This is a genomic window from Pseudomonas sp. 18-147 (assembly GCF_051048045.1).
GTDB classification, from domain to species: Bacteria; Pseudomonadota; Gammaproteobacteria; order Pseudomonadales; family Pseudomonadaceae; genus Pseudomonas; species Pseudomonas aeruginosa.
Map to the genome: position 1 here is coordinate 4,858,483 of NZ_CP182296.1, position 24,489 is coordinate 4,882,971.

Annotated in this window: 30 protein-coding genes, 1 tRNA gene and 1 pseudogene; 29 read left to right on the forward strand and 3 right to left on the reverse strand. The window is 64.7% G+C overall.

All coding sequences use genetic code 11. From position 1 onward, the window contains the following. Positions 1 to 198: 198 nt before the first annotated feature. From ACM0M4_RS23050 to ACM0M4_RS23085, 8 genes are all read left to right on the forward strand, one after another. Complete coding sequence (locus ACM0M4_RS23050; protein ID WP_016253815.1) at positions 199 to 1,275, forward strand: DUF2157 domain-containing protein; 1,077 nt, start codon at positions 199 to 201, stop codon at positions 1,273 to 1,275. Continuing rightward, a complete protein-coding gene (locus ACM0M4_RS23055; protein ID WP_003098357.1) occupies positions 1,272 to 2,087 on the forward strand; it encodes a DUF4824 family protein in 816 nt (271 codons plus the stop codon). The genes ACM0M4_RS23050 and ACM0M4_RS23055 overlap by 4 nt, the downstream gene beginning before the upstream one ends. 80 nt (positions 2,088 to 2,167) lie before the next feature. Next, complete coding sequence (locus tag ACM0M4_RS23060) at positions 2,168 to 2,380, forward strand: cysteine-rich CWC family protein (RefSeq protein WP_003098360.1); 213 nt, start codon at positions 2,168 to 2,170, stop codon at positions 2,378 to 2,380. Beyond that, on the forward strand, positions 2,380 to 3,072 hold the full coding sequence (locus ACM0M4_RS23065; protein ID WP_023104853.1) for a pseudouridine synthase: 693 nt from the start codon (positions 2,380 to 2,382) through the stop codon (positions 3,070 to 3,072). Before ACM0M4_RS23060 ends, ACM0M4_RS23065 begins: the two co-directional genes overlap by 1 nt. Before the next feature lie 135 nt (positions 3,073 to 3,207). Beyond that, complete coding sequence (locus ACM0M4_RS23070; RefSeq protein ID WP_003098363.1) at positions 3,208 to 4,251, forward strand: L,D-transpeptidase; 1,044 nt, start codon at positions 3,208 to 3,210, stop codon at positions 4,249 to 4,251. A gap of 79 nt (positions 4,252 to 4,330) precedes the next feature. Continuing rightward, positions 4,331 to 5,068, forward strand: a complete 738-nt coding sequence (locus ACM0M4_RS23075; RefSeq protein ID WP_003085453.1) for a murein L,D-transpeptidase catalytic domain family protein — start codon at positions 4,331 to 4,333, stop codon at positions 5,066 to 5,068. A 463-nt stretch (positions 5,069 to 5,531) separates the two neighbouring features. Next, complete coding sequence (phaG, locus tag ACM0M4_RS23080; RefSeq protein WP_054376031.1) at positions 5,532 to 6,434, forward strand: (R)-3-hydroxydecanoyl-ACP:CoA transacylase; 903 nt, start codon at positions 5,532 to 5,534, stop codon at positions 6,432 to 6,434. A gap of 130 nt (positions 6,435 to 6,564) precedes the next feature. Then, positions 6,565 to 6,638, forward strand: a tRNA-Gly gene (locus ACM0M4_RS23085). Positions 6,639 to 7,448: 810 nt separating this feature from the next. On the opposite strand, the gene ACM0M4_RS23090 is transcribed toward ACM0M4_RS23085, so the two are convergent. From ACM0M4_RS23090 to ACM0M4_RS23100, 3 genes are all read right to left on the reverse strand, one after another. Further along, a complete protein-coding gene (locus tag ACM0M4_RS23090; RefSeq protein WP_023116059.1) occupies positions 7,449 to 8,210 on the reverse strand; it encodes a DNA adenine methylase in 762 nt (253 codons plus the stop codon). Positions 8,211 to 8,365: 155 nt separating this feature from the next. Then, on the reverse strand, positions 8,366 to 9,421 hold the full coding sequence (locus tag ACM0M4_RS23095; protein WP_034004888.1) for a phage portal protein: 1,056 nt from the start codon (positions 9,419 to 9,421) through the stop codon (positions 8,366 to 8,368). Then, on the reverse strand, positions 9,418 to 11,181 hold the full coding sequence (locus ACM0M4_RS23100; RefSeq protein WP_034004890.1) for a terminase ATPase subunit family protein: 1,764 nt from the start codon (positions 11,179 to 11,181) through the stop codon (positions 9,418 to 9,420). The genes ACM0M4_RS23095 and ACM0M4_RS23100 overlap by 4 nt, the downstream gene beginning before the upstream one ends. Positions 11,182 to 11,336: 155 nt before the next feature. On the opposite strand from ACM0M4_RS23100, the gene ACM0M4_RS23105 reads away from it, so the two are divergent. The 21 genes and pseudogenes from ACM0M4_RS23105 to ACM0M4_RS23205 all read left to right on the forward strand — a co-directional run bounded on the left by ACM0M4_RS23105 (position 11,337) and on the right by ACM0M4_RS23205 (position 24,483). Then, positions 11,337 to 12,158 carry a GPO family capsid scaffolding protein gene (locus ACM0M4_RS23105; RefSeq protein ID WP_034004887.1) on the forward strand — a complete coding sequence of 274 codons (822 nt, stop codon included), beginning with the start codon at positions 11,337 to 11,339 and terminating at the stop codon, positions 12,156 to 12,158. Between the two features lie 35 nt (positions 12,159 to 12,193). Further along, a complete protein-coding gene (locus tag ACM0M4_RS23110; RefSeq protein WP_434323470.1) occupies positions 12,194 to 13,210 on the forward strand; it encodes a phage major capsid protein, P2 family in 1,017 nt (338 codons plus the stop codon). Positions 13,211 to 13,215: 5 nt separating this feature from the next. After that, entirely contained in the window at positions 13,216 to 13,917 is a 702-nt protein-coding gene (locus tag ACM0M4_RS23115) for a terminase endonuclease subunit (RefSeq protein ID WP_023083461.1), read from the forward strand. A 103-nt stretch (positions 13,918 to 14,020) separates the two neighbouring features. Beyond that, positions 14,021 to 14,482: a head completion/stabilization protein gene (locus tag ACM0M4_RS23120; RefSeq protein WP_023127410.1), complete on the forward strand. Its 462-nt coding sequence runs from the start codon at positions 14,021 to 14,023 to the stop codon at positions 14,480 to 14,482. Next, positions 14,482 to 14,679, forward strand: coding sequence for a DUF7415 domain-containing protein (locus ACM0M4_RS23125; RefSeq protein ID WP_034004885.1), 198 nt, complete (start codon positions 14,482 to 14,484; stop codon positions 14,677 to 14,679). Before ACM0M4_RS23120 ends, ACM0M4_RS23125 begins: the two co-directional genes overlap by 1 nt. Next, positions 14,679 to 14,888 carry a tail protein X gene (locus ACM0M4_RS23130; protein ID WP_023127411.1) on the forward strand — a complete coding sequence of 70 codons (210 nt, stop codon included), beginning with the start codon at positions 14,679 to 14,681 and terminating at the stop codon, positions 14,886 to 14,888. Before ACM0M4_RS23125 ends, ACM0M4_RS23130 begins: the two co-directional genes overlap by 1 nt. A 24-nt stretch (positions 14,889 to 14,912) precedes the next feature. Then, complete coding sequence (locus ACM0M4_RS23135) at positions 14,913 to 15,266, forward strand: putative holin (protein WP_003098379.1); 354 nt, start codon at positions 14,913 to 14,915, stop codon at positions 15,264 to 15,266. A 1-nt stretch (position 15,267) separates the two neighbouring features. Next, complete coding sequence (locus ACM0M4_RS23140; RefSeq protein WP_003098380.1) at positions 15,268 to 15,540, forward strand: phage holin family protein; 273 nt, start codon at positions 15,268 to 15,270, stop codon at positions 15,538 to 15,540. Further along, positions 15,537 to 16,343 (forward strand): N-acetylmuramidase domain-containing protein, encoded by an 807-nt coding sequence (locus ACM0M4_RS23145; RefSeq protein WP_034004884.1) that lies wholly within the window; start codon positions 15,537 to 15,539, stop codon positions 16,341 to 16,343. Before ACM0M4_RS23140 ends, ACM0M4_RS23145 begins: the two co-directional genes overlap by 4 nt. Then, positions 16,229 to 16,702 (forward strand): annotated as a pseudogene (lysB, locus tag ACM0M4_RS23150) (Rz-like lysis system protein LysB); the annotation flags it as partial. The gene ACM0M4_RS23145 and the pseudogene lysB, both read left to right, overlap by 115 nt. Next, positions 16,626 to 16,895: an Rz1-like lysis system protein LysC gene (gene lysC, locus ACM0M4_RS23155; RefSeq protein ID WP_236675789.1), complete on the forward strand. Its 270-nt coding sequence runs from the start codon at positions 16,626 to 16,628 to the stop codon at positions 16,893 to 16,895. The pseudogene lysB and the gene lysC, both read left to right, overlap by 77 nt. Then, positions 16,879 to 17,415 (forward strand): phage tail protein, encoded by a 537-nt coding sequence (locus ACM0M4_RS23160; protein ID WP_034004883.1) that lies wholly within the window; start codon positions 16,879 to 16,881, stop codon positions 17,413 to 17,415. The genes lysC and ACM0M4_RS23160 overlap by 17 nt, the downstream gene beginning before the upstream one ends. Continuing rightward, positions 17,408 to 17,866 (forward strand): phage virion morphogenesis protein, encoded by a 459-nt coding sequence (locus ACM0M4_RS23165; RefSeq protein WP_034004882.1) that lies wholly within the window; start codon positions 17,408 to 17,410, stop codon positions 17,864 to 17,866. Before ACM0M4_RS23160 ends, ACM0M4_RS23165 begins: the two co-directional genes overlap by 8 nt. A 69-nt stretch (positions 17,867 to 17,935) precedes the next feature. Then, a complete protein-coding gene (locus tag ACM0M4_RS23170) occupies positions 17,936 to 18,508 on the forward strand; it encodes a phage baseplate assembly protein V (RefSeq protein ID WP_034004881.1) in 573 nt (190 codons plus the stop codon). Continuing rightward, a complete protein-coding gene (locus ACM0M4_RS23175) occupies positions 18,505 to 18,849 on the forward strand; it encodes a GPW/gp25 family protein (RefSeq protein ID WP_023093071.1) in 345 nt (114 codons plus the stop codon). Before ACM0M4_RS23170 ends, ACM0M4_RS23175 begins: the two co-directional genes overlap by 4 nt. Continuing rightward, entirely contained in the window at positions 18,846 to 19,763 is a 918-nt protein-coding gene (locus tag ACM0M4_RS23180) for a baseplate assembly protein (RefSeq protein ID WP_034004880.1), read from the forward strand. Before ACM0M4_RS23175 ends, ACM0M4_RS23180 begins: the two co-directional genes overlap by 4 nt. Then, positions 19,760 to 20,377 (forward strand): phage tail protein I, encoded by a 618-nt coding sequence (locus ACM0M4_RS23185; protein ID WP_022580422.1) that lies wholly within the window; start codon positions 19,760 to 19,762, stop codon positions 20,375 to 20,377. The genes ACM0M4_RS23180 and ACM0M4_RS23185 overlap by 4 nt, the downstream gene beginning before the upstream one ends. Further along, on the forward strand, positions 20,374 to 22,191 hold the full coding sequence (locus tag ACM0M4_RS23190; protein ID WP_023127418.1) for a phage tail protein: 1,818 nt from the start codon (positions 20,374 to 20,376) through the stop codon (positions 22,189 to 22,191). The genes ACM0M4_RS23185 and ACM0M4_RS23190 overlap by 4 nt, the downstream gene beginning before the upstream one ends. A 9-nt stretch (positions 22,192 to 22,200) precedes the next feature. Then, positions 22,201 to 22,635, forward strand: a complete 435-nt coding sequence (locus tag ACM0M4_RS23195; protein WP_033976919.1) for a phage tail assembly chaperone — start codon at positions 22,201 to 22,203, stop codon at positions 22,633 to 22,635. 100 nt (positions 22,636 to 22,735) lie between these two features. Continuing rightward, the gene (locus tag ACM0M4_RS23200) at positions 22,736 to 23,911 is read left to right on the forward strand and encodes a phage tail sheath protein (RefSeq protein WP_033936084.1); all 1,176 of its coding nucleotides are present in this window, start codon (positions 22,736 to 22,738) and stop codon (positions 23,909 to 23,911) included. 56 nt (positions 23,912 to 23,967) lie between these two features. Next, on the forward strand, positions 23,968 to 24,483 hold the full coding sequence (locus ACM0M4_RS23205; RefSeq protein ID WP_023127755.1) for a phage major tail tube protein: 516 nt from the start codon (positions 23,968 to 23,970) through the stop codon (positions 24,481 to 24,483). Positions 24,484 to 24,489 lie beyond the last annotated feature (6 nt).

Here is a 24,489-nt window from a genome sequence, read left to right on the forward strand (position 1 = left end):
TGGACAAGATCCCGATGGAGCGGGAAGCCGGTTGCGGCGGTTGCAACCCGGCTGCAATAGAGACCGAAGGAAAAAACGGAAATTCCCTGAATCCGACCAACGACACGGGCCTCCAGAACGTGACCGCAGCCGGCGTTTCTCGGTAGAGTGCGCGGACCAAGGACTGCCGGCCCCGCCGGAACCGCTCAAGGAGCATGCATGCAACCCATCGACCGCGCCCAGGCACAGCAGCGCGCCAACGACATCCTGGTGTTCCAGCGCGAGCTGCAACGCCTCGACCAGGAGCAGGCGTTCCGCCTCGAACCGGCCCAGGCCCGGCAACTCGCCGACTATCACCTGGCCCTGCTGGACAGCTACCGCGACCGTTTCGACATCGACCACGACCTGCGCAGCCAGCAACTTTCGCTGGGCATGCGGGTAGCCTCGTTCTTCGGCGCCCTGGCCTTCGCCGCCAGCGTGTTCCTGCTGTTCTATCGCTTCTGGGGCCTGTTCCCCACCGTCGCCCAGGTGGCGATCCTGATCGGCAGCGCCTTCGCCGCGTTCTTCGCCACGCTCTGGGTCCAGGCCAAGGACGCCTCGGGCTACTTCAGCAAGCTGGCGGCGATGGTCGCGTTCGCCTGCTTCGTCCTCGACCTGACCATGCTCGGGCAGATATTCAACGTCACCCCCAGCGACCTGGCGCTGGTGCCCTGGGCGCTCTACGCCCTGCTCCTGGCCTACCTGTGCAACGCCCGCCTGCTGCTGGCGGCGGCGATCCTCTGCGTGATGGGTTTCATCGCCGCGCGCGTCGGTACCTGGGGCGGCGGCTACTGGCTGAGCGTAGGCGAGCGACCGGAGAACTTCTTCCCCGCCGCCGCGCTGATCTTCGCCGTGCCGCTGTGCTTCGAGCAGCGCAACTTCAGCGGCTTCGCCGTGATCTACCGGGTGTTCGCCCTGCTCGGCCTGTTCCTGCCGATGCTGGTGCTGGCCAACTGGGGCTCAGGCAGCTACCTGGCGTTAGCGTCGGCGCTCATCGAGGGGCTCTACCAGGTCGCCGGCTTCGTCGCCGCCGCCCTTGTGATCTGGCTCGGCGCGCGACGCAACTGGGCGGACGTGAGCAATACCGGGATCACCTTCTTCGTCATCTTCCTCTACACCAAGTTCTTCGACTGGTGGTGGGAAGCGATGCCGAAGTACCTGTTCTTCCTGGTGCTCGGCCTCAGCGCCCTGCTGATCCTGCTGGTCCTGCGCCGCCTGCGCACGCCCCTGGGCATCGCCGCGAGGACTGACGCATGAATCGCAACCGTCGCAACGCCCTGATCGCCGGCAGCCTCCTGCTGCTGGCGGCGAACCTGGCCGCCCTCGGTGGCGTCGCCTGGAACCGGTCCGGCGAGGCCGAAAGCAAGCTGGTGCTCAGCCAGCGCGAGCTCCAGCGCAACTGGTCCTACGGTTTCTGGAGCGAAGAGAACAGTGGCGTCGAACTGCGCCTGGAGCTTCGCTCGCCGAGCAGCGAGCCGCCCAGTGACCTCGCTCCCCCGCTGCCGCCCGAGCAGATGCGCGCCCTCGGTTTCAGCATCCCGGACGCGCTCGACGAAGAGAGCGTACGGCGCTACCGCCGCCAACAGGAAAAACAGGTGCTGCTGGTCCTGGAGCTCGACGGCCCGGCCTATCGCCGCGAAGTACGCCTGGCCGAGGAGCGCCTGGCCGAGGCCAGCGCCCGCAGCAAGGCCCTGCCCAAGGACGAAATGCTGTCCAGCCAGATGGAAGCCGCTCGCCACCAACTGAAGCATGAGCAGGGAGAGGCCAGCCGACTGTTCATCGTCGACGCCGGCCTCGACCTGGCCGCCCTGCGCCAGCGCTACCCCGAGCGCCAGCGCTACGCCATCGTCAAGGGCCGGGTGCGTCCCTGGTCCGCGGTCGACGGAGGCAGGACGCTGGTCGGCGGCTACATCAGCCGTACCGACCTCGCCGCGATCAACGTGCCACGACAATGGCACGCGGTATTCGCCAAGGTCGACGAACAAAACTACCGGCTAGCGCCGCTGGAACTGCACCTCAGCTTCGGCCAGCGCCTGGAGCCCTGGATCACCAACGCCGTTCGCCGCTGAAACGCCCCGCCTGGCGCACGATGCTTGCATCCGCGCGCCGGGCCCTGCACCCTGGGCACCCGCCAGCCATCCACCGCGCCATGAACAGCGAAATCGATCCAGGCCGCTGCCCGCTGTGCCAGCAATCCAACCGCTGCACCCTGGCCTATCCCGCTAGCGCCACCCAGGCTTGCTGGTGCTTCACCACGGAGATCGATGCGGCCGTGCTGGAGCGGATTCCCGCCGAGCTGCGCCGCCGCGCCTGCCTCTGCCCACGCTGCGCGCAACTGCTGCCGCCCGACGCCGACGACTGATGCGCCTGGACCGCTTCCTCGCCAATCTGCCCGAACTCAGCCGCCGCGACGCGCAGATGCTGATCGCCGGTGGACACTTGCGCGTGGACGGCCAGGTGGTGCGCGACGGCACCCACGAGGTGCGGGTGTTCAGCCGGGTGGAACTGGACGAGCGGCTGCTCCAGGCTGGCAAGCCGGCGCGCTACTACATGCTGCACAAACCGATGGGCTGCGTCAGCGCCACCCGCGACCCGCAACACCCGACCGTCCTCGACCTGTTCCCGGAAGACCTGCGCGACGACCTGCACATTGGCGGTCGTCTCGACTACAACACCACCGGCCTGATGCTGCTGACCAACGATGGCCAGTGGTCGCGCCGCCTGACCCTGCCGGGCAGCCAGCGCGACAAGGTCTACTACGTGGAAACCGAGGCGCCCATCGACCAACGCTACGTGGATGCCTTCGCCGCCGGCCTCCACTTCCGCTTCGAAGACCTGGTCACCCTCCCCGCGCAGCTCGAACCGATCGGCCCACGCTGCGCCCGCCTGACCCTGCACGAAGGCCGCTATCACCAGGTCAAGCGCATGTTCGGCCACTTCGACAACAAGGTGCTGCGCCTGCACCGCGAGCGCATGGGCGATATTTATCTCGACCCACAGTTGCCGCCGGGTGCCTGGCGCCCCCTGAATGCTGAAGAAATCTGTTCGGTGTGAAACCCCGCCGCCCGCCGCCTGTCCACCGAAAGAGGCCGGACCGCAGGGGTTTGGCCGGCCGTCGCGAGCGACGCTAAGCTGAATGGCATCTGTCGGAGCGACAGCCTTTCCCGCATGGAGCAAGAGAAAGCGCCAATGAAAAGATCCCTTGCCGTACTGCTGCTGGCCTTCGCCGTCGGCAGCCTCCACGCGGCGCCCGCCAGCCCAGCGAACGCGCCTTTGCCGCCGGCCGACATCAAGGCGCGGCTGAAGAGCATGAAGCCCGGCGAGTACCTCTGGTACCCGGAGGTTTCCCCGCAGGGACCAGTGACCATCGTGGTCAGCCTTACCGAACAGAAGGCCTACATCTACCGCAACGGTATCGCCATCGGGGTCAGCACCCTCAGCTCCGGCAAGAAGGGCCGGGAGACCCCGACCGGAGTGTTCTCGATCCTGCAAAAGAGCGTCGACCACAAGTCCGACCTCTACAACAGCGCGCCCATGCCCTACATGCAGCGCCTGACCTGGGACGGCATCGCCCTGCACGCCGGCAACCTGCCCGGCTATCCCGCCTCCCACGGCTGCATCCGCCTGCCCATGGCGTTCGCCAAGAAACTCTACGGCATCACCGGATTCAGCTCCACCACGGTAATCATTTCCAACGCCAGCAGCGCGCCGAAGGAAGTCGACCACCCCGGCCTGCTGGCACCGACGGTAGCGGACGGGCGACCGGTGACGCTGCCGGTGGAGCCCGGAGAAATCGCCTGGAACGACCCCGGCGCGGAACGCGGTCCGTTGTCGGTGCTGATCAGCCGCGCCGACCAGCGCGCCTATGTCTATCGCGGCGGCCAGCGCATCGGCACCGCACCGGTGCAGTTGCCGGCACGCCCGCAGACCGGCATGGCGGTGTTCTCGCTGCTGGAAAAGCCGACCCCGGAAGAAATCAGCGAGACCTCGCCGAACCTGCGCTGGTCGGTGGTCCAGGTGAGCAACCCGGGACAGGGCCTGACACCCTCCGAGCAACTGGGCAAGATCCGCATGGACCCGACCTTCGTCCGCGAAATGCTCGGTGCCATGGACGTCGGCAGCACCCTGGTGATCACCGACTGGGCCTCGACCCGGGACACCCACAGCGACTCCGATTTCACGGTGATCGCCACGGAAACACCGAACAATCCGACGAAATCGCTTAAAAAGTAGTCGGCAAGTTGTTCAAAAATCGAGCACAATGCCTCTCACCCGGTAAAAACCACACTGAACCGATGGGAATACTGCTCGTATGCCAACCTTCCTCCGTGCCGCCCTGCGAAGGCTGAGCCTGGCGGGCGCCACCCTTTGCGCACTGGCCAGCGGGCCGGTATTCGCCATGCCACTTCCCTCCGCCAAGGACCTGCAGAAACTCGCTCCCCAGGCCAGCCTGCCGACCCTCGAACTGGCCCTTACCGCCTATGCCTGCGCGAGTGCGAGCCAGGGCGGCGACAACGGCCTGCTGACGGTGATCGACTACTCGCGGCCGTCGCGCGACAAGCGTCTCTGGGTATTCGACCTGAAGGCCCGCAAGCTGCTCTTCGAAGAGTGGGTGACCCACGGCAAGAACAGCGGCGATGACCTTGCCACCTCCTTCTCCAACCGGCCGAACAGCTACCAGTCGTCGATCGGGCTGTTCCAGACCGGCCAGCTCTATACCGGCAAGCATGGTCAGTCGCTGCGCCTGGTTGGCCTGGAGCCGGGCTTCAACGACAAGAGCGAAGAACGCGCCATCGTCATGCATTCCGCTGCCTACGCCGATCCCAGGGTGGTTCCCGGACTCGGTCGCCTGGGCCGCAGCCAGGGCTGCCCTGCGGTACGCCCGGCCGTGGCCGCCCGGCTGATCAACACCCTCAAGCGCGGCAGCTACGTGTTCGCCTACTACCCGCAGCCGAAGTGGCTGGAAACCTCGCGCTTCCTCGCCCCGCAGAGCTGCGCCGTGGCACGTGCGGCGCGTACGCCGGAAGTCATCGCCAGCCTGCTCAAATGAACCGCCGGGGCGGCGGCCGCGCCGTCCCTTTCCTTCCCGGCATCCCGAAATCGCAGCATCGGTACTTGCCTCGCGGCATTTCGTCGGATTCCAGCCCCCCTTCCCCCATCCAAAAGCGAAACAGGGCTTGCAGTCCGGCACGCCGGCTGCTTAACTGACGCTCACGTTGTGACTGACCAGTCACAAACGACTTCCAAGAAAGCCCGCGTGACTGCCCGCGTGACTGCCCGCGCTTCGGCGCCGGCCTTTCCTGCCCGGCCAATAGCCGCTTCGCCAAAATCCGAGAGGATTTCGGACGCTCTCTATTTGCCTGTAAGTCGTTGAAAATCAAAAGTTTATCAAATCCATCCGAATGACATTCAACTGTCATTGGGAGGCGCTTTCATCTGCCCATGAGCATTTTGTATTCGCCGCGACAAGCAGGTCGCCGCGTTCCCATCGAACGATTCCAGGAGGAAGCGACATGAGGCCGGAAACAGCCATCATCGAGATCCACGGGCAATACAGGATTCACACCGAGTTCTACGGCAACCCCGCGGCGCAGCAGACCATCATCCTGGTCAACGGCTCGCTGTCGACCACAGCGTCCTTCGCCCAGACCGTGAAGTACCTGCAGCCGCATTACAACGTGGTGCTCTACGACCAGCCGTATGCCGGCCAGTCCAAACCCCATAACGAAAACCACACGCCGATCAGCAAGGAATGCGAGGCCAGGATCCTGCTGGAACTGATCGAACGCTTCCGTGCCGAGGTAGTGATGTCGTTCTCGTGGGGCGGCGTCGCCACCCTGCTGGCCCTGGCGCAGCGTCCCGGACGGATCCGCAGGGCGGTGGTCAACTCATTCTCGCCTCAGCTCAACCCGGCCATGCTCGACTACCTGCATCGCGGCCTCGACTACCTCGCCGCCTGCGATCGCACCCAGATCGGCAACCTGGTCAACGAAACCATCGGCCGCTACCTGCCGCAGTTGTTCAAGCGCTACAACTTCCGCCACGTCAGCAGCCTGGACGAGCACGAATACCACCAGATGCACTTCCATATCCGCGAAGTGCTGCGCCTGAACGCCGATAGTTATACCGAGAGCTTCGCCGGCATCGAGATCCCGGTGCTGTTCATGAACGGCGAGCTGGACATCTACACCACGCCCCACGAAGCCCGCCAGTTCGGCCAACTGATCCGCGGCGCGGAATTCCACACCATCCGCAATGCCGGCCACTTCATCGACGTCGAGCACAAGGCCGCCTGGCAACAGACCCAGGACGCCCTGCTGGCCTTCCTCCGCCCGCAGCGCACGCAGCCGCTCAACCCGATCTACCGCCCCCAGCCCAACGGCGCCAGCGTCCCCCTCGTCGCCCTCGCCAGCTAACCGCCACCGCCACGGGGAGCCCCGCTCCCCTGGCGGAAAAACCCAGCGAAATCAACAAAAACCCCGCCCCGGGCTTCACCTGCCGCCGCGCATCTGGTAAAAAGGCGCCCTGGCCGCAAAAGCCATCCGAGCGGGCGTCGTATAATGGCATTACCTGAGCTTCCCAAGCTCATGACGAGGGTTCGATTCCCTTCGCCCGCTCCAGTATTTCCGGGCCTTCCAGCGGCCTAGCGAGGTTCTCGCAAATAGCTGGGGGCCGTTTTGGGGGCCGTTTCAGGATTCCCAAACTCCCAAGCAGCCGACCAGCTGCAGGCACACGCAGAACAACCGACGCGCATGCGCGCCCGCCGTGTAGGCTCTTGGGAAATCCCAGGTACTGGGGGGGGCTGCAAAAAGAGTAACATCGGTAATCTTTCCCGCCGAACGGCTGCAAACCGTTGAACTACAAGGGTTTTCCGGCGATGGCAAAAGGTAATTTCTGAGTAACATAGAAGTAATCTGGTTACTCTTTCTTGAAGTGATTTTTCAGGATCAGCAAAGCCTTTAAAATCAATCACTTACGGAAAAGTTACTTTTTCAGTTACTCCAGTGTTACTCCCCTTTGTAATCTCTAAAGCCCCAAACGACGCGGCTTCCAGCTGTGGTCTGACCGCAGATCACTGAAATTACTCTTTTCGACATACCCCCCTATCCCGTATTCCGCTGTGCAGCCACCAAGCCCCAGGAAGGCCCCTTCCTGCAGGGATTCGCAGGGATTTCCGAGTTCGGAAATCGGAAGGTAGCGCCCAGCCTGGGCCGTTGGTGGCGCTGTGCAGAAGTGCAGAAAAAGAGGTCTATTTAGAGCGGAGGCGTGGCGGGGGGACGACTGCGCGCGCCGGGTGGTTTTGGCCACATTTTTTGCCGCCCCAGCCCGTAACGCACCATTTTGGCGCAAAAACCGTTCAAGCCCGGAATCCCAGCACACGGGCACGAAAAAGCCGCCCGAAGGCGGCTTCTTGAGTGAGCCGAGCGTGGCTACCAGTTGAAATAGATCAGTTCCCCTACCTCCTTGCCTTGCGCCCCTCCAACCGTATGCCGGAAAGGGACAGCCTTCAGGCGCAGGCCAGCGAACGCCTTGCGAATGTCTGGGTGATCGTTGATTGAGATCACCATACGCCCTTTCACCGTCCGGGCCAGGTCTGCCATAGCGTGGTACTGCTCCAGCGGGAACACCCCAGGCGCATACCCACTGGTCTGCCAGTAGGGCGGGTCGAGATAGAAAAGCGTCTGCTCCCGGTCATAGCGCCGAATGCAAGCCTGCCAGTCCAGATGCTCGATCGTCGTCCTTGCCAGCCGCAGGTGCGCCTCGCTGAGCTTTTCCTCAATGCGTAACAGATTGAGCTTCGGTGGCGTGGTAGCCGCAGTGCCGAATGTCCTTCCCGTCGGCTTTGCACCAAAGCAGAGCTGCTGCAAGTAGAAGAACCTAGCTGCCCGCTGGATATCCGTCAGGGTCTGGGGAATCTGCATGTTCGCCCATTCGAACATCTTGCGGCTGACCAGTGACCACTTGAAGTGCCGGACAAGCTCCTCGAGATGATGCGCAACGACCCGGTAGAGGTTCACCACCTCACCGTCGAAATCGTTGATTACCTCGACCTTGCTTGGCTCCTTCATGAAGAAGATGGCAGCCCCACCGCAGAAGGGCTCAACGTAGCACTCATGCTCAGGGAACTCCGGCAGAATGTGCTTGGCCATGCGGCGCTTGCCGCCCATCCATGGAACGATAGGTGTAGACATAAGTGATCCTTGTGATTGCCTTGGGTTTTGCTTAGGCTTCACACCCCCTGCGCAGAGGGGCGAGGCCTTGGTTGGATCACTCGGCATACTCGAGTGCTTCGACGGCGCGCCCGTGTTGGCGCACAGGCGCGTCGCCTCGTTTCTGCGCAGGGGACTTACTTCTCCCCCGGCGCGTCGAATGGCGCGAACCTCACAACCTCTTCCCCGATCAGCTCATTGACCTGCTGCAAGCGTGCCTGCATTGGCTCCAGTTCCAGGCTGGCCCAGACCGCTGCTGCGTCGCTGATGGATCCGAACCCACCAGCGTTCTGCGGCACCACCCCCATCAGCTGCGGATAGACCCGCAGGCCGGCGAGCTGGTCGTCGCGGCTGATGTTCTTGATCGAGCCAAATTCGTCCTTGGCCGCCACCTCGCTGACCGGGATCAGTTGGATTCCCTCCTTCTTCCCGTTCGGCGCATAGACGAACAGGTTGCGGAAATTGCCCGGCCCCTTCGCGGTCTTCAGCGCCGTGCGTAGCGCGTCGATGTCTTCCTCGTTCTGCGCGGCGTCGGTCATGTAGAGGATGAAGCCGGCGTGGCTGCCGTTGTTGTAGTACTTGCGGCGGAACAGCGTGGCCGACTCGTTCAGCAGAGCGCTCTGTAGGGCGCAGAACCACTCCGGCACCCCGTAGATTTCCTGGTTGATGTCGGCCTCGCGCAGCTGGATCACGCTGCCCTTCTCGAATTCGTGCTCATCCTTCCAGCTGCGCACCTGGTAGAACGTCTCCAGATCGGTGCCGCGGCGTATGTATTTCGCCAGCGGCGCCTGCAGCGGCATCCGCGTGCCCAGGCGCGAGCGAGGCTGCTCGAGGTAGGCCGAGCCGAATGTCAGCCAGTCCAGGGAGAACTGCTCGAACGTCGCCCGGCTGAGCATGCGGTGTGGGATAAACGTCTTGGCCAGCATGTTGCGCTTGAACTTCAGGCCCGACTGCAGGTAAACGCTCGACCCCACCGCTTTGGCCAGCCCCTCCATGGACAGCGGCGGCTCGTACCACCGCCCGTTCGACCAGCACTCGAGATAGTCGAGGATGCCCCGGCCGTCGAGCACCGGCATCGGGTCACCGAAGGTGAAGGCCTCGGCACGGCCGCCCTGGCGCGGGATGAACTCGCCTTCCTGGGCGGACTGGACTGTAACTGGCTGCTGGCGGCGGTGGCTGCGACGTTTGCTCATCCGAAAATCTCCATGCGCCCGGTATTCGCGGGGGTCTGCCCCTCGAGCGGCTCGTTCTGCAATGCGTGGAATAGCGCCCAGGCCAGATCGGCGTGGCCGGTGTTGTCGTTGCGGCCGGCGGTGTAGGTGAACTGGCGCCCACCGGCCGTGATGGTCTTGCGGATAGCCATCAGCGCCTGGGCCAGGTCGGTCCAGCCGGCGTCGAATTCGAGGCGGCCGTTCTTGATCACCGACCAGGCCTTCATGACCAACTGCGTCTTCACCTCGGGCGAGTAGCTGAAGGTGCGCACCCCCGGGAAGAACTGGCGCACCAGCTGCGCGACGCCAGACCCCATGCCAGTGGTGTCGACGCCGATGTAGGTGACCCAGTAGCGCTGGGTCACCTTGCGGATGAACTCGGCCTGCTCTGCGAAGTCCTTGCCGCGGAACTGATGGCGCTCCAGCACGCGGAACTTGCCGCCCGGTACCGCCGGAGGCGCCACCACCACCAGACCCGCGGTGTCGCCCGTCTCGGCGGGGTCATAGCCCAGCCACACCTGCCTATCACCGAACGGCCGCAGCGCGAACGGCTTGTAATCCTCCGACCACAGGTCCCAGCTATCGACCATGCACGGCTGCAGCATGGTCAGCGGGAAAATGCTCGCGCCGTCGTCGACGAACTGGCACATCAGCAGGTTCTGGAAAGCCTCGGCGTCGTACTCGAGACGCAACTCGTCGATGTCGAACAGGTCGCAGCCACGGGCCTCGGCATCGAGGATCGTGACGATCTGGCGCCAGATGCGGTCCTCGCACAGCCGCCCTTGCTGCAGGGCGTCATGACTTACGTCGATCTTGATGCGATCGGCGGCCGGCTTGCCCTTGTTGAAGCGCTCGCCAGTCCAGAACGTGTAGGCCTCATGCGCCATCGAGCTGGGCGTCGAGAAGTAGGTCCGGCGGTAGCGCTTCTGCATCGCCATACCGCTGGCGACCTTGTTCAGCTCCTTGAACTTGAACGTCCAGAAGAACTCGTCGAAGTAGAAGTTACCGTGGTAGCCCTGGGCAGTCCGCGCGTTGGTACCGAGGAAGTGCAGTTCCGCGCCGTTCGGCAGGATGATCGGGTCGCCCTTCAGTTCGACACCTACCGCATCGCGCGCAAAGGCCTGGATATACGCCTTGAAGATGTGCGCTTGGGCCTTGCTGGCCGACAGGAATATCTGGTTGCGCCCCGTTTCCAGCGCGTCGATCAGCGCCTCGCGGGCGAAGTAGAACGTGGCGCCGATCTGTCGCGACTTGAGAATCACGCGGGTTCGCTGATTACCCGCGCGGTACCAGTCGTTCTGGTAGTCGAAGCAACCGTCGAGGAAGGCCTCGACCAGTTTCTCGGTCAGTTCCTCGTTGATGTCGTTGCGCTTCGGCTTGCGCTTGGGACCTTCGTTACGCTTGGCAAGCTCGGGGTTCAGGTCGGTTTCCGTACCACCGCTCTGGTAGCGCTGGATCCGCGCCTGGCGCTCAAGCTGCCGATGCAGCAGGTCGATTTCCTTGTAGTCACCGCCGGTCTTGCCGTCCTTCAGGATCAACTGAACCAACCGGGCTTCCAGGGCCCCCCCGATCCGTTCTACGCTGTCGGCCCGGTCCCATCCGTCGCGGTCCTTCCATGAGTGAAGGGTCTTGTCCTTCTCGCCCAGGTGATCGGCGATGTCGCAGACACGCCACCCCATCCAGTACAGGAATTTGGCCTGGCGGCGGTTGTCACGGATGGGAATTTCGACGGCAGCGTTCATGGCGCAGATGCTGCCGCCCACCCTCGCACCTCAGTAGCGCCGCCCCTTGTAGCTCCGCCCCCTACAATCCCGCGTGATTGCTGGGCCGCGCGCGCGTCCCGAACATGCCCCTCATTGCCATGCACCCCGCATCAGCCGCATTGAGGACTCCCGGCATGAAGAAATTCCGCAGCAAATGGTTCCGCATCGCCGTCGAAGGGGCGACCACGGACGGCCGCAACATCGAGCGCGACTGGATCGAGCAGATGGCCGCGCAGTACGACCCGAACACCTACGGCGCGCGGATCAACTGCGAGCACATCAAGTGGGCCTGGCCGGCTGGTGAGTTCGGCGCCTATGGCGACGTGCTGGCGTGCAAGGCGGAAGAGATCGACATCAACGGGCAGAAGAAGCTGGCCCTCTTCGCCCAACTGGAGCCCAACCAGGCGCTGCTGGAACTGAACAAGCAGCGGCAGAAGGTCTACACCTCGGTCGAGATCGATCCCAAGTTCGCCGACACCGGCAAGGCCTACTTGGTCGGCCTGGCCATTACCGACTCGCCCGCCAGCCTGGGTACCGAGGCGCTGTCTTTCAGCGCCAAGAACGGGACCCTCGCCAGCCGCAAGACCAATCCCGACACCCTGTTCAGCGCTGCCGAAGAGGGCACCCTCGAGTTCGAGGAATACGAGGACAAGCCCTCGGTCGGCGCAGCGCTGTTCACCAAGGTCAAGGAACTGCTCAAGGGCAAGGAAGCCCGCACCCAAGCCGAGTTCGGCCAGGTCGGCGAGGCCGTCGAAGCGATCGCCGAGCACAGCCGCGACCTGGGTGAGCAACTCGGCGAGCAGAAGAAGCAGACCCAGCAACTGGCCAACCAGCTGGACAAGGTCACCAAGGAACTGGCGGACCTCAAGAGCACCCTCGATAGCACCCGGGACCACAGCCAACAGCAGCGGCCCCCGGTCACGGGTGGCGGCAGTGTCGCCCTGACCGACTGCTAACCGTCCCCCGCCCCGGTATCCAAAGGAAAAGCACCATGCGCAACGAAACCCGCAAACAGTTCGACGCCTACCTGGCGCAGCTCGCCAAGCTCAACGGCGTGAACTCCGCCGTCCAGACCTTCGCCGTCGAGCCGAGTGTCCAGCAGAAGCTGGAGCAACGTATTCAGGAGTCCAGCGAGTTCCTGAAGCAGATCAACGTCTACGGCGTCGACGAACTGCAAGGCGAGAAGATCGGCATCGGCGTCAGCGGCACCATCGCCAGCCGTACCGATACTACTGGCGACGGTGTACGCAAGCCACGCGACGTGTCCGCGCTCGACAACCAGCGCTACGAGTGCAAGCACACCGATTTCGACACCGCCATCACCTACGCCATGCTCGACGCCTGGGCCAAGTTCCCGGAGTTCCAGGCCCTGCTGCGCGACGCGATCCTCAAGCGCCAGGCCCTCGACCGCCTGATGATCGGCTTCAACGGCACCAGCGCCGCGGCTACCACCAACCGCGCCGCCAACCCGCTGTTGCAGGACGTGAACATTGGCTGGTTCCAGCAGTACCGCAACAACGCTCCGGCACGGGTACTGAAGGAAGGGAAGACCGCCGGCAAGGTGGTAGTCGGCAACGGCGCCGACGCCGACTACAAGAACCTCGACGCCCTGGTGTTCGACGTGGTCAGCAGCCTGATCGATCCCTGGCACCGCCGCGACCCGGGCCTGGTAGTGATCCTCGGCCGCGAGCTGGTCCACGACAAGTACTTCCCGATGGTGAACAAGGACCAGCCGGCAACCGAGAAGATCGCCACCGACCTCATCCTGGCGCAGAAGCGCATGGGCGGCCTGCCGCCGGTGGAAGTGCCCTACGTGCCCGAGAAGGGCCTCATGGTCACCACCCTGAAGAACCTGTCGCTCTACTGGCAGATCGGCGGTCGCCGCCGTTACCTGAAGGAGGTACCGGAGAAGAACCGCATCGAGAACTACGAGTCCAGCAACGACGCCTACGTCGTCGAGGACTACGGCCTCGGCTGCCTGGTCGAGAACATCGAAGTCGCGGAGTAGATGACATGGCCTTCAGTCCCGCCAAGGCGCACTTCCTGCGCGTGACCGCCGCTCAAGAGGCGGCGGCCACTGCCCCGCACCAGGGCATGGAAGGCGCGAACGCCTATGAGCTGCAGCTCGCCCAGCTGTATCAGGATCGCAGCCGCCTGAAGAACATCCAATCCGGCGAAGGCAAGGCAGCGCTCAAGGTCGAGCTGCTGCCTGCCTACCAGCCGTACATTTCCGGCGTGCTGCAGGCCGGCAAGGGCGCCCAGGACGAGGTGATCACCACCGTCATGCTCTGGCGCATCGATGCCGGCGATTACGCCGGCGCCCTGGACATCGCCGACTACGTCCTCGCACACGACCTGGTCATGCCCGACCGCTTCGCGCGTACCGCCGGCTGCGTCATCGCCGAAGAGATCGCCGAGGCCGCGCTCAAGGCACAGAAGACCGGCGGCAGCTTCGACCTTGCGACCTTGCATCGCACCCTCCTGCTCACCGACCAGGCCGACATGCCCGACGAAGCCCGCGCGAAACTCTACCTCGCCGCCGGCCATGCCACCCTGGAAGGCCTTTCTGTGGAGAGCCCCGGTCAACCCGGGCAGGTGCAAGCCGGCATCGATCTGCTCAAGCGCGCGATCCAGCTGCACGACAAGTGCGGCGGGAAGAAGGATTTGGAGGCCGCAGAACGGCTCCAGAAGAAACTGACCGCCTCTGGCGGTTGACCGAGCGTACCCCGCGCACCGCCGGCTCGGGGCCGATCTGCCAGGTCCTCTCCTTCCTGAGCAGTGACGCCCCGACCACCGGCGACCTCAAGCGAGCAGCAGCATGAGCGGATTCATCGCCAACGGCCCGGTCCCGAGCGGGCACATCAACAGCGATCCCTTCTGGCCCACCATCGAGCTCGAGCATGTGCGGGAGAACCTGCGCATCGACTCCAGCGTCGACCCGGCGCGCCTCGAAGTCGCGGTCATTGCCGCGGTGATCAGCGTCAACCGCGAGCTGCGGACCTGGCGCCTTGAGAAGACCGCGGCCGGCTATGCCGAACTCGCCGAAGTGCCGTCCGACAAGGTCCGGGACACCTCCGAACTGGTGCAGCTGTATCTGCGCGCAGTGCAGTCTGCCACCGCCGCCGAAGTGGCCGAGCGCTACCGCTGGTACGACACCACCACCAGCGGCAACGACAAGGCCCAGGACATCGCAACCACCATCGACGACTACCGCCGCGACCAGCGCTGGGCGATCCGCGACTTTCTCAAGCGTCCCCGCACGACGGTGGAGCTGATCTGATGAACGAGCCAAAGATCATCGACTGGAACGAAATTTCCCGTTTGGGGCTTCTGGAACGCATCAACCGGGAAATCATGCACCCGCTCGGCTATGCCGTGTGCCGCGAGGTAAAAACCGGCCGCTCCCCAGGCGCGCTCGTCTCGGACGACGGACCGTTCGTTTATCCCGATCAGCTCAAGCACCAGGAGTGCAACTAATGGCCACCGTGATCGCCAACCAGAGCGACACCGTCGAAGCCATCTGCTGGCGGTACTACGGCCGCACCGCCGGCGTGACCGAGGCGGTCCTTGAGGCGAACCGCGGCCTGGCCGACCACGGCCCCACCCTCCCCCCAGGCCTCAAGGTCACCATGCCGGACATTCCGACAGCCGCCCCGGAACGGCAGATGGTGAACCTATGGGACTGACCACTTTGCAAGGAACCACCCCGCATGGCTGACCTCACCACCACCGCCACGGCCGGCGCCATCATGGGCCTCGGCCTGGGCGTAACCCTTCCGGTCGACGGCGGCATGCTGTTCGGCGCCCTGCTCGGCGCCTGGCTGGCCACCGGCACGAAGCAGGACCTGAAGGCCTGGTCGCGCCTGCTGTCGCTGATCCTGCCGACCTGCGTCGGCTACCTGTTCGCCGATGTCGCCCTCGCCCGTGTGCCCTGGCTGACCAACCTGGCCTTCTCTGCCTTCGTCTGCGCCCTGGTGGTCATTCCTCTCAGCCTCAAGGCGGTCGCCTGGGTCGACAAGGTCGACTTCGACGACCTCTGGCGCCGCATCCGAGGAGGTCGCTGACATGCTCATGACTACCGTTCCATTGATCGCCGCCCTGGCCTACATCGCCGCCGCGCTGCGCCTGGTCTGCTACCAGCGCTGCGGCGCCCGCTTCCGCCGCAGCGTCTCGTTGCTCGCCAGCCTGCTCGGCGCATCCATGGCCATCTGCGGCCTGGAAATCCTGCTCTACCGCCCACCGGTCAGTATCTGGCACGCCATCGTCGCCGCCCTGCTGTGCCTGCTGATCTTCCGTTCCCGCGGCAACGTCGCCGCCCTGCTGAGGCCATCCGCATGACCCTTCGATATGGTGATCGTTCTCAAGAGGTCCGCCAGCTTCAGCGTCGACTGAACACCTGGGCCGGCGCCAACCTCTACGAGGACGGCCACTTCGGCGCCGCCACCGAGGATGCGGTGCGCGCCTTCCAGCGCTCGCATGGCCTGGTCGCCGATGGCATCGCCGGCCCGAAGACCCTGGCCGCCCTCGGCGGCGCTGACTGCTCGCACCTGCTGCAGAACGCCGACCTCGTCGCCGCTGGAGCTCGCCTCGGCCTGCCGCTGGCGACGATCTATGCGGTCAACCAGGTCGAGTCGAACGGCCAGGGGTTCCTGGGCAACGGCAAGCCGGCAATCCTGTTCGAACGCCACATCATGTACCGCCGTCTCGCCGCCCACGATCAGGTCACCGCCGACCAGTTAGCCGCACAGTTCCCCGCGCTGGTGAATCATCGCCCGGGCGGCTATGCCGGTGGAACCGCAGAGCACCAGCGCCTGGCGAACGCGCGCCAGATCGACGATACCGCCGCCCTGGAGTCGGCCAGTTGGGGCACCTTCCAGATCATGGGTTTCCACTGGCAACGCCTGGGCTACGTCAGCGTGCAGGCCTTCGCCGAGTCCATGGGGCGTAGCGAGTCGGCCCAGTTCGAAGCGTTCGTCCGCTTCATCGACACCGACCCGGCGCTACACAAGGCGCTGAAGGCTCGTAAATGGGCCGACTTCGCCCGCCTCTACAACGGTCCCGACTACAAGCGGAACCTCTACGACATCAAGCTCGCGCGAGCCTACGAGCAACACGCCAACTGCGCCGAGGCCAGCACGTGAGCCTTCTGCGCCAGGTGTTGTACAGCGCCGCCCTGCTCGGTGCCCTCGGCTTGCTCCTGTGGGTACAGCAGCAGCGCATCGACCTGGCGCAGGCCCGCCTGGCCCAGGCCGAGTTGGCGAGGAAAGCCAGCGACGCCCAGCTTTCCCGCCAGGCCGGCACCATCACGGCCCTCGAGGCCGCCCTTACCCGCGAGCGCCAGGCCCAGGCCGACCTGGACCAACAGCGGCAGCAGCTGCGCCAGGCGCTGGCCATCCGCGAACGCTTGATCGAGGACCTGAAACGTGACGATGAATCCTATCGCCAGTGGGCTGACCAGCCTCTGCCTGATGTTGCTCGCCGGCTGCAACAGCGCCCCGCTATCACCGGAGCGGCCGCTTACCATCAGTGGCTGTCCCACCGTGACGCCCTGCAGCCTGGAGTCAGCGGCACCGAAGGACAACGGCGGCCTACAGACTGAAGTTGAGCGTATCGGCCTGGCCTGGGCCGAATGCGCAGCGAAGGTCGACATGATCATCCGCACCCAAGGGGCTACCCATGAACAAGCCCGATAGCCTGAAGGCACATCTGCTCGCCGCCGTGCCGGAACTCAGGAACAACGGCGACCGCCTGGTTATATTCATCGACAACGGCAGGGTCCGCAGCACCTCGGCCGAGAGCCTGTCCTTCGAATACGCGTATGACCTGCAGGTGATCCTCACCGACTTCGCCGGGCACCCCGACAGCGTGTTTCTGCCGCTGCTCGGCTGGCTGCTGGTGAACCAGTCGGATCTGCTGGCCAACCTCACCAAGGTGCAGGACGGCATCACCTTCGAGGCCGACATGCTCGACCGCAGCAAGGTCGACCTCGGTATCGTTCTGCCGCTGACCGAGCGTGTCGTCGTCAAGCGCCGCGAGGATGGCCGCTACGACGTGAGTCACCCGGAAGAGCCCCAGCTCACCGAGGCCATCGAGGTCGATGGGCCGATGCAGATGCTCGCCAACGGCGAGCTGCTGACCGAGTGGACACCGCCGAAGCCCACCGAGGCCGTCATGCTCGAGACGCCGCAGATCAGGCGTCCGGCCAATGGCTGACAGCCTCGAGGCTCTGGAAGACTGGGCAGGGCCGATTCTCCGCGCCCTCGAGCCAGGCCCTCGTGCTGCCCTCGCGCGTTCGCTCGCCCGCGATCTACGGCGCAGCCAGCAGAAGCGCGTAATGGCACAGCGCAACCCCGACGGCAGCGCCTACGAGCCACGCAAGAAGCGCGAACTGCGCGGCAAACAAGGCCGTATTCGGCGCAAGATCAAGATGTTCCAGAAGCTGCGCACGGTGCGCTATCTGCGCGCCAAGGGCGACGCCCAGGCGATTACGGTTTCCTTCGCCGGCCGGGTCACGCGGATCGCGCGAGTCCACCAGTACGGGCTGAAGGATCGCGCCGAGCGTGGCGCCCCAGAGGTCCGTTATGCACAGCGGCGTCTACTCGGTTTCACCGAAGCCGACCTTGAGATGATCCGTGAGGGGCTGCTCGCTCACATTCCAGCCTGAGCATGTACGCGTGGCCGCTACAAACGCCGCTGGCTGCCTCCCGCGCGCGCGTCGCCCACTATCGGCGGCATGAACGACTTCGCCGCCCTCTCCCGCATGATCGAGAACCTGATCCGCCTCGGCACCATCGCCGCGGTGGACCATGCCGCGCAGCGCGTCCGTGTGTTGACCGGTGACCTGCTGACCGGCTGGCTGCCCTGGGCATCGCCGCGGGCCGGCGCCGACCGGGAATGGAACGCCCCCACCCTGAACGAGCAGGTACTGCTCTTCAGCCCATCCGGGCAGACCGCCAATGGCGTGGTCCTGACCGGCTTGTTCAGTGACCTGATCCCGCCCAACGGCGACCGCGACGCCCTGCATCGCACCACCTACCGTGACGGCGCGGTGATCGAGTACGACAGCGCCGCCCACCACCTGCGCGCAGTTCTTCCCGCCGGCGGTACCACCGAGCTCATCAGCGACGGCGGCATCCACATCGTCGGCGACATCACCCACCAGGGCGACTACATCCAGACCGGCAACCAAACCGTCACCGGCAAGGTCACCGTGAGCGTCGACGTGATCGCCAAGGGCATCAGCCTGGTCGGTCATACTCACGGCGGCGTCATGCCGGGCGGCGCTACGACGGGGAAACCGCAATGAACGCCCACACCGGCGGCGCCATCGACCGCTTGGCACACATCCGCCAGTCGATCGCCGACATCCTCACCACTCGCATTGGTAGCCGCGTCATGCGGCGCGAATACGGCAGCCAGTTGCCGGAGCTGATCGATGCTCCGTTCAACGACACCACCCGCCTGCAGGTCTATGCCGCCACCGCCATGGCCCTCATGCGCTGGGAGCCGCGCATCCGCCTGAGCCGTGTCCAGATCACCGGCCAGAACCTGGCCGGCCAGGTGCTCATGGAGATTGACGCCACCCTGGTGGACAGCAACGAGCCGCACAACCTGAGCATCCCCCTGCAGATGGGCGCCAGCGCATGACAACGAACTTCGTCGCCATCGACCTCAGCCAGTTGCCACCACCACACGCGGTGGAGCAGCTGGACTACGAGCAGATACTCGCCGAGCGCAAGGCCTACGCCATCAGCCTCTGGCCGGAGGATCAGCAGGTGGAAATCGCCGCCCGCCTCGCCCTGGAGTCCGAGCCGCTGACCAAGCTGCTCGAGGAAAACGCGTACCGCGAAATGCTCTGGCGCCAGCGGGTCAACGAGGCGGCTCTCGCCAACATGCTGGCCAGCGCCCAGGGCGCCGACCTCGACCAGCTCGCCGCGAACTACAACGTCAGACGCTTGGTCATCCAGCCCGTAGATCCGTCGAAGGTACCGCCCGTGCCGGAACTGCTGGAGTCCGACGACAGCCTGCGCGAGCGCGCGCAGATGGCCTGGGAAGGCCTCAGCACAGCGGGACCGCGTAACAGCTACATCTTCCACGCCCGCGCCGCCGACGGCCGCGTCGGCGATGCCTCAGCCGTCAGCCCCTCGCCCGCAGTTGCAGTGATCACCGTGCAGTCGGCCATCGGTAACGGCACCGCGCCAGCAGAGCTGCTGGCCGTCGTAGAGCGCTATCTCTCAGACGAAGATCGCCGCCCTGTCGCCGACCGACTGATCGTCCAGAGCGCCGAAGTCATCGAGTACAGCATCAGCGCATCGCTGTTTCTTACGACCATCGGCCCCGAAGCCGAGCCGATCCAGGCCGCCGCCCGCGCGCAGCTCGAGGCCTATGTCTTTCAACGACGGCGGTTGGGGATGGAAGTATCAGAGTCGGCGATCCATGCCGCGCTGCACGTCGAAGGGGTTCGTAAAGTCGAACTCGCCGGCTGGGCAGACATCGCCGCCACTGCAAGCCAGGCGCCGTACTGCACGAACATCACGCTCACTATCGGTACCGAGCCATGACCGCGGTGCCACTGCTACCTCGCAACGCCTCAGAGCTCGAACGCCTGGCAGCCCAGGCGCTGGCGGAGATACAGCGGGTACCGATCCCGCTGCGCACGCTCTGCAACCCTGATACCTGCCCTGCGAATCTGCTGCCGTACCTCGCGTGGGCGTTTTCCGTTGACCGCTGGAGCAGCGCGTGGCCTGAATCGGCACGCCGCGGCGCCATCCGCTCGGCATTCTTCATCCATTCGCGCAAGGGCACGATCGGCGCCTTGCGCCGCGTAGTTGAACCACTGGGGTATCTGATCGAGGTCCGTGAGTGGTGGCAGCAGGCGCCGGCCGGCATCCCCGGAACCTTCGAACTGCTGGTCGGCGTACTCGAAACCGGTATTACCGAAGAGATGTACGAGGAACTGACCTGGCTGATCGACGACGCCAAGCCGTTGACCCGGCACCTCGTCGGCCTCGCCATCAGCCTTGAGAGCACCGGCAGCGTGCGCCTGGGTGCAGCCGTCTACGACGGCGACGAAATCGACGTTTATCCCCCGAGCCCCCGCGACATCGAAGTCACCGGCACCATCGGCCGGGGCGGTCGCGATCACACCATCGATACCCTGGATGTGTACCCATGATCGATCAGAATTCACAGTTCTTCGCCATCCTGACCAACATCGGCGCGGCCAAGCAGGCCAACGCCGATGCGCTGGGCATCCCATGGAAGATTACCCAGATGGGCGTGGGTGACGCGGGCGGCACCGACCCGATTCCCTCCCCCACCCAGACCGCGCTGGTCAACGAGCGACGCCGGGCGCCGCTCAACCAGTTGAAGGTGGATCCGCAGAATGCGGCGGTGATCATCGCCGAACAGATCATCCCGGAGAACGTAGGCGGATGGTGGATCCGTGAAATCGGGCTCTACGATGCCGACAACGACCTTGTCGCGGTCGCAAACTGCGCGCCCAGCTTCAAACCGTTGCTGAATCAGGGATCGGGACGCACACAGGTTGTGCGCATGAACCTGATCGTCAGCAACTCCGCCAACGTCGAGTTGAAGATCGATCCTGCAGTGGTGCTTGCCACGCGCGCCTATGTACTCGACCAGTTGAAGAGCTACGCCCCGCTCTTCTCACCGGCATTCAGCGGAGCACCAACAGCCCCCACCCCACCACTGTTCGCACACGACCAGAAGCTTGCGACGACCGAGTACGTCAGAATGGCCCTGGGTAGCGCCGCGCGCGCAATCTCATACACCGGCAATACGGTGCTGGATGAACCGGTAATCGGTTCGATCCTCGTCGCGGGCTCGCATGACCGCGATTTCACATGGACCACGCCGAACCTGTCTGTTCTTCCAACTGGCGCGTCGTTCCACATCGTCAACATCAGCGGTTCGACACTCACGCTGGTCCAGCGTACCGCAGCGGATCACTACATCAGCGCGGACGACCCGTCCGGCGTCGCAATCTCGTACACGATACCGAACAATGTCACCGCAACTATCTCGAAGTACCAGCCAGGCCTTTGGCTGATCAGCCACGTGTCACGCCCGACCGCTGCGCTGAAGAGCCTCGTGGATGGGCTGATCGACGGAACGAAGCCCGCAGGGAAAGCCGTGCAACTCGCGAACTCTCGCAAGCTCACGCTGAGTGGCCAGGCCAGCGGCAGCGTTCAGTTCGATGGCTCGAGCGACGTAACGATCGACGTCCGGCTCGCCGATAACCTCGTCCTGACGGGCTCCCCCAGCGCACCGACGCCGGCGGCGTTCGATAGGGATTCGTCGATCGCCACGACCGAATATGTGCGTGCCGCTCTCGGTAGCATGGCCGGCGCAGCGGTGCTGACGGGCGATGCTATCCTCGACGCCCCCCTCGTCGGCCTGACTGTGGTGGCCGGCGCACATAACCGAGAATCGACGTGGACGACGCCGCAGCTTTCGGCGCTCCCACAAGGCGCCTCGCTGCGCTTGGTCAACCTGAGCGGCTTCACCGTAACGCTGGTGCAACGCTCGACAACCGACCGCTTCATCAGCGCAACCGACCCATCCGGGACTGCTACCACCTACATCATCCCCAACGGCACGTCGATTTCCCTCACGAAATACCAGGCGTCGATGTGGCTTATCGAAGCCACCCCGGCATTCCCCGCGCTGCGCTCGTCGCCGGGCTATCAGAAGCTGCCGAGCGGCCTGATTCTGCAGTTCGGCAGCGTCAGCATTCCGCCCGGCACCGGCGAAAGCACCGGATGGGCCACGCTACCCATCGCGTTCCCGAATGGTCCATTGACCGTCGTGCCGTCGCTGCAATACGGCGGGACCAGTTCGAGCTGGTACGGGTTCAGCGTCTGGTCAGGAAGCATTACGCCCACGGCGATCGCCTGCTCACTGAACAGCGGTTCGACGCCGCGCGAGGTGGCCGGCGCCGTGAACTACGTTGCAATCGGATATTGAGGACAGAACATGGCGCACTTCTTCGGCGCAGATCCCGTCGCTTTCTACGACACAGCGATCAACACCGACATCCCCGACGATGCCGTAGAGATCACCGCAGACGAGCACGCCGCTCTGCTCGCGGCCCAGGCGCGCGGCAAGCGCATCGCCGCCGGCAAAGACGGTCGGCCGATCCTGCTGGACCCACCTGCACCCACGCGGGACGAACTGGAGAGCTTCGAGCGCATCTGGCGCGACGCACGGTTACGCGAAACAGACCCACTGGTTGCCCGGCACCGCGACGAGAGCGAGGCCGGGGACGTGCCCACGCTCGACGCCGAGAAATACAGCGCACTACAGACCTACCGGCGCGCACTCCGGGACTGGCCGGAAGCTGGAGAGTTTCCGCTCGCAGAACACCGGCCGAGAGCGCCGGAATGGCTGGCAGACGAACTGGCGTCCTGACATTTTGTAGAGCACCGTGCCACAAGGCGCCTCGCTCGCTGTTCCACCGCGCGCGCGGCAGCCTGTGCAGTGTCATCCAACCACTGCACAGGCACACCCAATGGCCGCTGACCAATATCATCACGGTGTCCGGGTCCAAGAGATCAACGACGGGACCCGCCCCATTCGCACCATCGCCACCGCGATCATCGGCCTGGTAGCCACCGCCGACGACGCCGACGCCACCGCCTTCCCGCTCGATACGCCGGTACTCATCACCAACGTTCAGGCCGCCATCGGTAAGGCTGGCACTAGCGGTACGCTGGCCGCCAGCCTGCAGGCGATCGCCGACCAGGCCAACGCCGCGACCGTTGTGGTGCGAGTGAAGCCGGGCGAGGATGAAGCCGCGACCAACAGCGCGGTCATCGGCGGCGTCAGCGCCGATGGCAAGTACACCGGCATGAAGGCCTTGCTTGCCGCCAAGGCCCGCTTGGGCGTGGTACCGCGCATCCTCGGCGCGCCGGGCCTGGATACCCAGCCGGTCGCTACCGCACTCATCGCCATCGCCCAGCAGTTGCGCGGCTTCGCCTACGTCTCCGCAAACGGCAGCAAGACCAAGGAAGAGGCCACCGCCTACCGCGAGAACTTCGCCGCGCGCGAAGCCATGGTGATCTGGCCGGACTTCCTGACTTGGAGCACCGTGGTCAACCAGACCGTGCCTGCGCCAGCTGTTGCCCAGGCCCTGGGCTTGCGCGCCCGGATCGATCAGGAGGTCGGTTGGCACAAGACCCTGTCGAACGTCGCCGTCAACGGCGTGACCGGCATCAGCGCCGACGTGTTCTGGGACCTGCAGAGCCCCAGCACCGACGCCAACTACCTCAACGAGAACGAGGTCACCACCCTGGTGCAGGAAGGCGGATTCCGTTTCTGGGGTTCGCGCACCTGCAGCGATGATCCGCTGTTCGCCTTCGAGAACTACACCCGCACCGCCCAAGTGCTGGCCGACACCATCGCCGAGGCGCACATGTGGGCGGTCGACAAGCCCATGCATCCGTCACTGGTGCGCGACATCCTTGAGGGCGTGAACGCCAAGTTCCGCGAGCTCAAGGGACTCGGCCTGATCATCGACGCCCAAGCCTGGTACGACCCCAACGTGAACGACAAGGACACGCTCAAGGCCGGCAAGCTGCGCATCACCTACGACTACACCCCGGTGCCGCCGCTCGAGGACCTGACCTTCTTCCAGAAGATCACCGACAGCTACCTCGTCGACTTCGCCAGCCGCGTCAACGCCTGACACCCAGCGCTCCCCGGACGGGGAGCCGACCCACCTGATTCCCGGAGAGCCCTACCATGGCCATGCCGCGCAAGCTCAAGAACATGAACCTCTTCAACGACGGCGGTAGCTACCAGGGCGTCGTGAAGTCCTGCACCCTGCCCCCGCTGGCCCGCAAGATGGAGGCCTTCCGCGGGGGCGGCATGAACGGCCCGGTCAAGGCCGACCTAGGCTTCGACGATGACGGCATCCAGTTCGAGTGGACCCTCGGCGGCCTGGATCTGACAGCCCTCAAGCAGTACGGCGCAGTCAGTGCCAGCAGCGTCATGCTGCGCTTCGCCGGCTCATTCCAGCAAGACGATACCGGCGAAGTCACGCCCGTCGAAATCGTCGTTCGCGGCCGGCACGAGACCATCGAAATGGGTGACGCCCAGCCCGGCGAAGACACCGAGCACAAGATCACCACCACCTGCAGCTACTACAAGCTCGTCGTCAACGGCGAGGAAGTCATCGAGATCGACCTGCTGAACTTCGTCGAGAAGGTCAACGGCAAGGACCTGCTCGAGGCACAGCGCAAGGCCATCGGCCTGTAATCCCTT

What these genes read in the sequence shown, in the direction of transcription:
- ACM0M4_RS23050 (WP_016253815.1), top strand. Translation starts at nt 199, where the DNA reads ATGCAACCCATCGACCGCGCCCAGGCACAGCAGCGCGCCAACGACATC.
- ACM0M4_RS23055 (WP_003098357.1), top strand. Translation starts at nt 1,272, where the DNA reads ATGAATCGCAACCGTCGCAACGCCCTGATCGCCGGCAGCCTCCTGCTG.
- ACM0M4_RS23060 (WP_003098360.1), top strand. Translation starts at nt 2,168, where the DNA reads ATGAACAGCGAAATCGATCCAGGCCGCTGCCCGCTGTGCCAGCAATCC.
- ACM0M4_RS23065 (WP_023104853.1), top strand. Translation starts at nt 2,380, where the DNA reads ATGCGCCTGGACCGCTTCCTCGCCAATCTGCCCGAACTCAGCCGCCGC.
- ACM0M4_RS23070 (WP_003098363.1), top strand. Translation starts at nt 3,208, where the DNA reads ATGAAAAGATCCCTTGCCGTACTGCTGCTGGCCTTCGCCGTCGGCAGC.
- ACM0M4_RS23075 (WP_003085453.1), top strand. Translation starts at nt 4,331, where the DNA reads ATGCCAACCTTCCTCCGTGCCGCCCTGCGAAGGCTGAGCCTGGCGGGC.
- phaG (WP_054376031.1), top strand. Translation starts at nt 5,532, where the DNA reads ATGAGGCCGGAAACAGCCATCATCGAGATCCACGGGCAATACAGGATT.
- ACM0M4_RS23090 (WP_023116059.1), bottom strand. Translation starts at nt 8,210, where the DNA reads ATGTCTACACCTATCGTTCCATGGATGGGCGGCAAGCGCCGCATGGCC.
- ACM0M4_RS23095 (WP_034004888.1), bottom strand. Translation starts at nt 9,421, where the DNA reads ATGAGCAAACGTCGCAGCCACCGCCGCCAGCAGCCAGTTACAGTCCAG.
- ACM0M4_RS23100 (WP_034004890.1), bottom strand. Translation starts at nt 11,181, where the DNA reads ATGAACGCTGCCGTCGAAATTCCCATCCGTGACAACCGCCGCCAGGCC.
- ACM0M4_RS23105 (WP_034004887.1), top strand. Translation starts at nt 11,337, where the DNA reads ATGAAGAAATTCCGCAGCAAATGGTTCCGCATCGCCGTCGAAGGGGCG.
- ACM0M4_RS23110 (WP_434323470.1), top strand. Translation starts at nt 12,194, where the DNA reads ATGCGCAACGAAACCCGCAAACAGTTCGACGCCTACCTGGCGCAGCTC.
- ACM0M4_RS23115 (WP_023083461.1), top strand. Translation starts at nt 13,216, where the DNA reads ATGGCCTTCAGTCCCGCCAAGGCGCACTTCCTGCGCGTGACCGCCGCT.
- ACM0M4_RS23120 (WP_023127410.1), top strand. Translation starts at nt 14,021, where the DNA reads ATGAGCGGATTCATCGCCAACGGCCCGGTCCCGAGCGGGCACATCAAC.
- ACM0M4_RS23125 (WP_034004885.1), top strand. Translation starts at nt 14,482, where the DNA reads ATGAACGAGCCAAAGATCATCGACTGGAACGAAATTTCCCGTTTGGGG.
- ACM0M4_RS23130 (WP_023127411.1), top strand. Translation starts at nt 14,679, where the DNA reads ATGGCCACCGTGATCGCCAACCAGAGCGACACCGTCGAAGCCATCTGC.
- ACM0M4_RS23135 (WP_003098379.1), top strand. Translation starts at nt 14,913, where the DNA reads ATGGCTGACCTCACCACCACCGCCACGGCCGGCGCCATCATGGGCCTC.
- ACM0M4_RS23140 (WP_003098380.1), top strand. Translation starts at nt 15,268, where the DNA reads ATGCTCATGACTACCGTTCCATTGATCGCCGCCCTGGCCTACATCGCC.
- ACM0M4_RS23145 (WP_034004884.1), top strand. Translation starts at nt 15,537, where the DNA reads ATGACCCTTCGATATGGTGATCGTTCTCAAGAGGTCCGCCAGCTTCAG.
- ACM0M4_RS23160 (WP_034004883.1), top strand. Translation starts at nt 16,879, where the DNA reads ATGAACAAGCCCGATAGCCTGAAGGCACATCTGCTCGCCGCCGTGCCG.
- ACM0M4_RS23165 (WP_034004882.1), top strand. Translation starts at nt 17,408, where the DNA reads ATGGCTGACAGCCTCGAGGCTCTGGAAGACTGGGCAGGGCCGATTCTC.
- ACM0M4_RS23170 (WP_034004881.1), top strand. Translation starts at nt 17,936, where the DNA reads ATGAACGACTTCGCCGCCCTCTCCCGCATGATCGAGAACCTGATCCGC.
- ACM0M4_RS23175 (WP_023093071.1), top strand. Translation starts at nt 18,505, where the DNA reads ATGAACGCCCACACCGGCGGCGCCATCGACCGCTTGGCACACATCCGC.
- ACM0M4_RS23180 (WP_034004880.1), top strand. Translation starts at nt 18,846, where the DNA reads ATGACAACGAACTTCGTCGCCATCGACCTCAGCCAGTTGCCACCACCA.
- ACM0M4_RS23185 (WP_022580422.1), top strand. Translation starts at nt 19,760, where the DNA reads ATGACCGCGGTGCCACTGCTACCTCGCAACGCCTCAGAGCTCGAACGC.
- ACM0M4_RS23190 (WP_023127418.1), top strand. Translation starts at nt 20,374, where the DNA reads ATGATCGATCAGAATTCACAGTTCTTCGCCATCCTGACCAACATCGGC.
- ACM0M4_RS23195 (WP_033976919.1), top strand. Translation starts at nt 22,201, where the DNA reads ATGGCGCACTTCTTCGGCGCAGATCCCGTCGCTTTCTACGACACAGCG.
- ACM0M4_RS23200 (WP_033936084.1), top strand. Translation starts at nt 22,736, where the DNA reads ATGGCCGCTGACCAATATCATCACGGTGTCCGGGTCCAAGAGATCAAC.
- ACM0M4_RS23205 (WP_023127755.1), top strand. Translation starts at nt 23,968, where the DNA reads ATGGCCATGCCGCGCAAGCTCAAGAACATGAACCTCTTCAACGACGGC.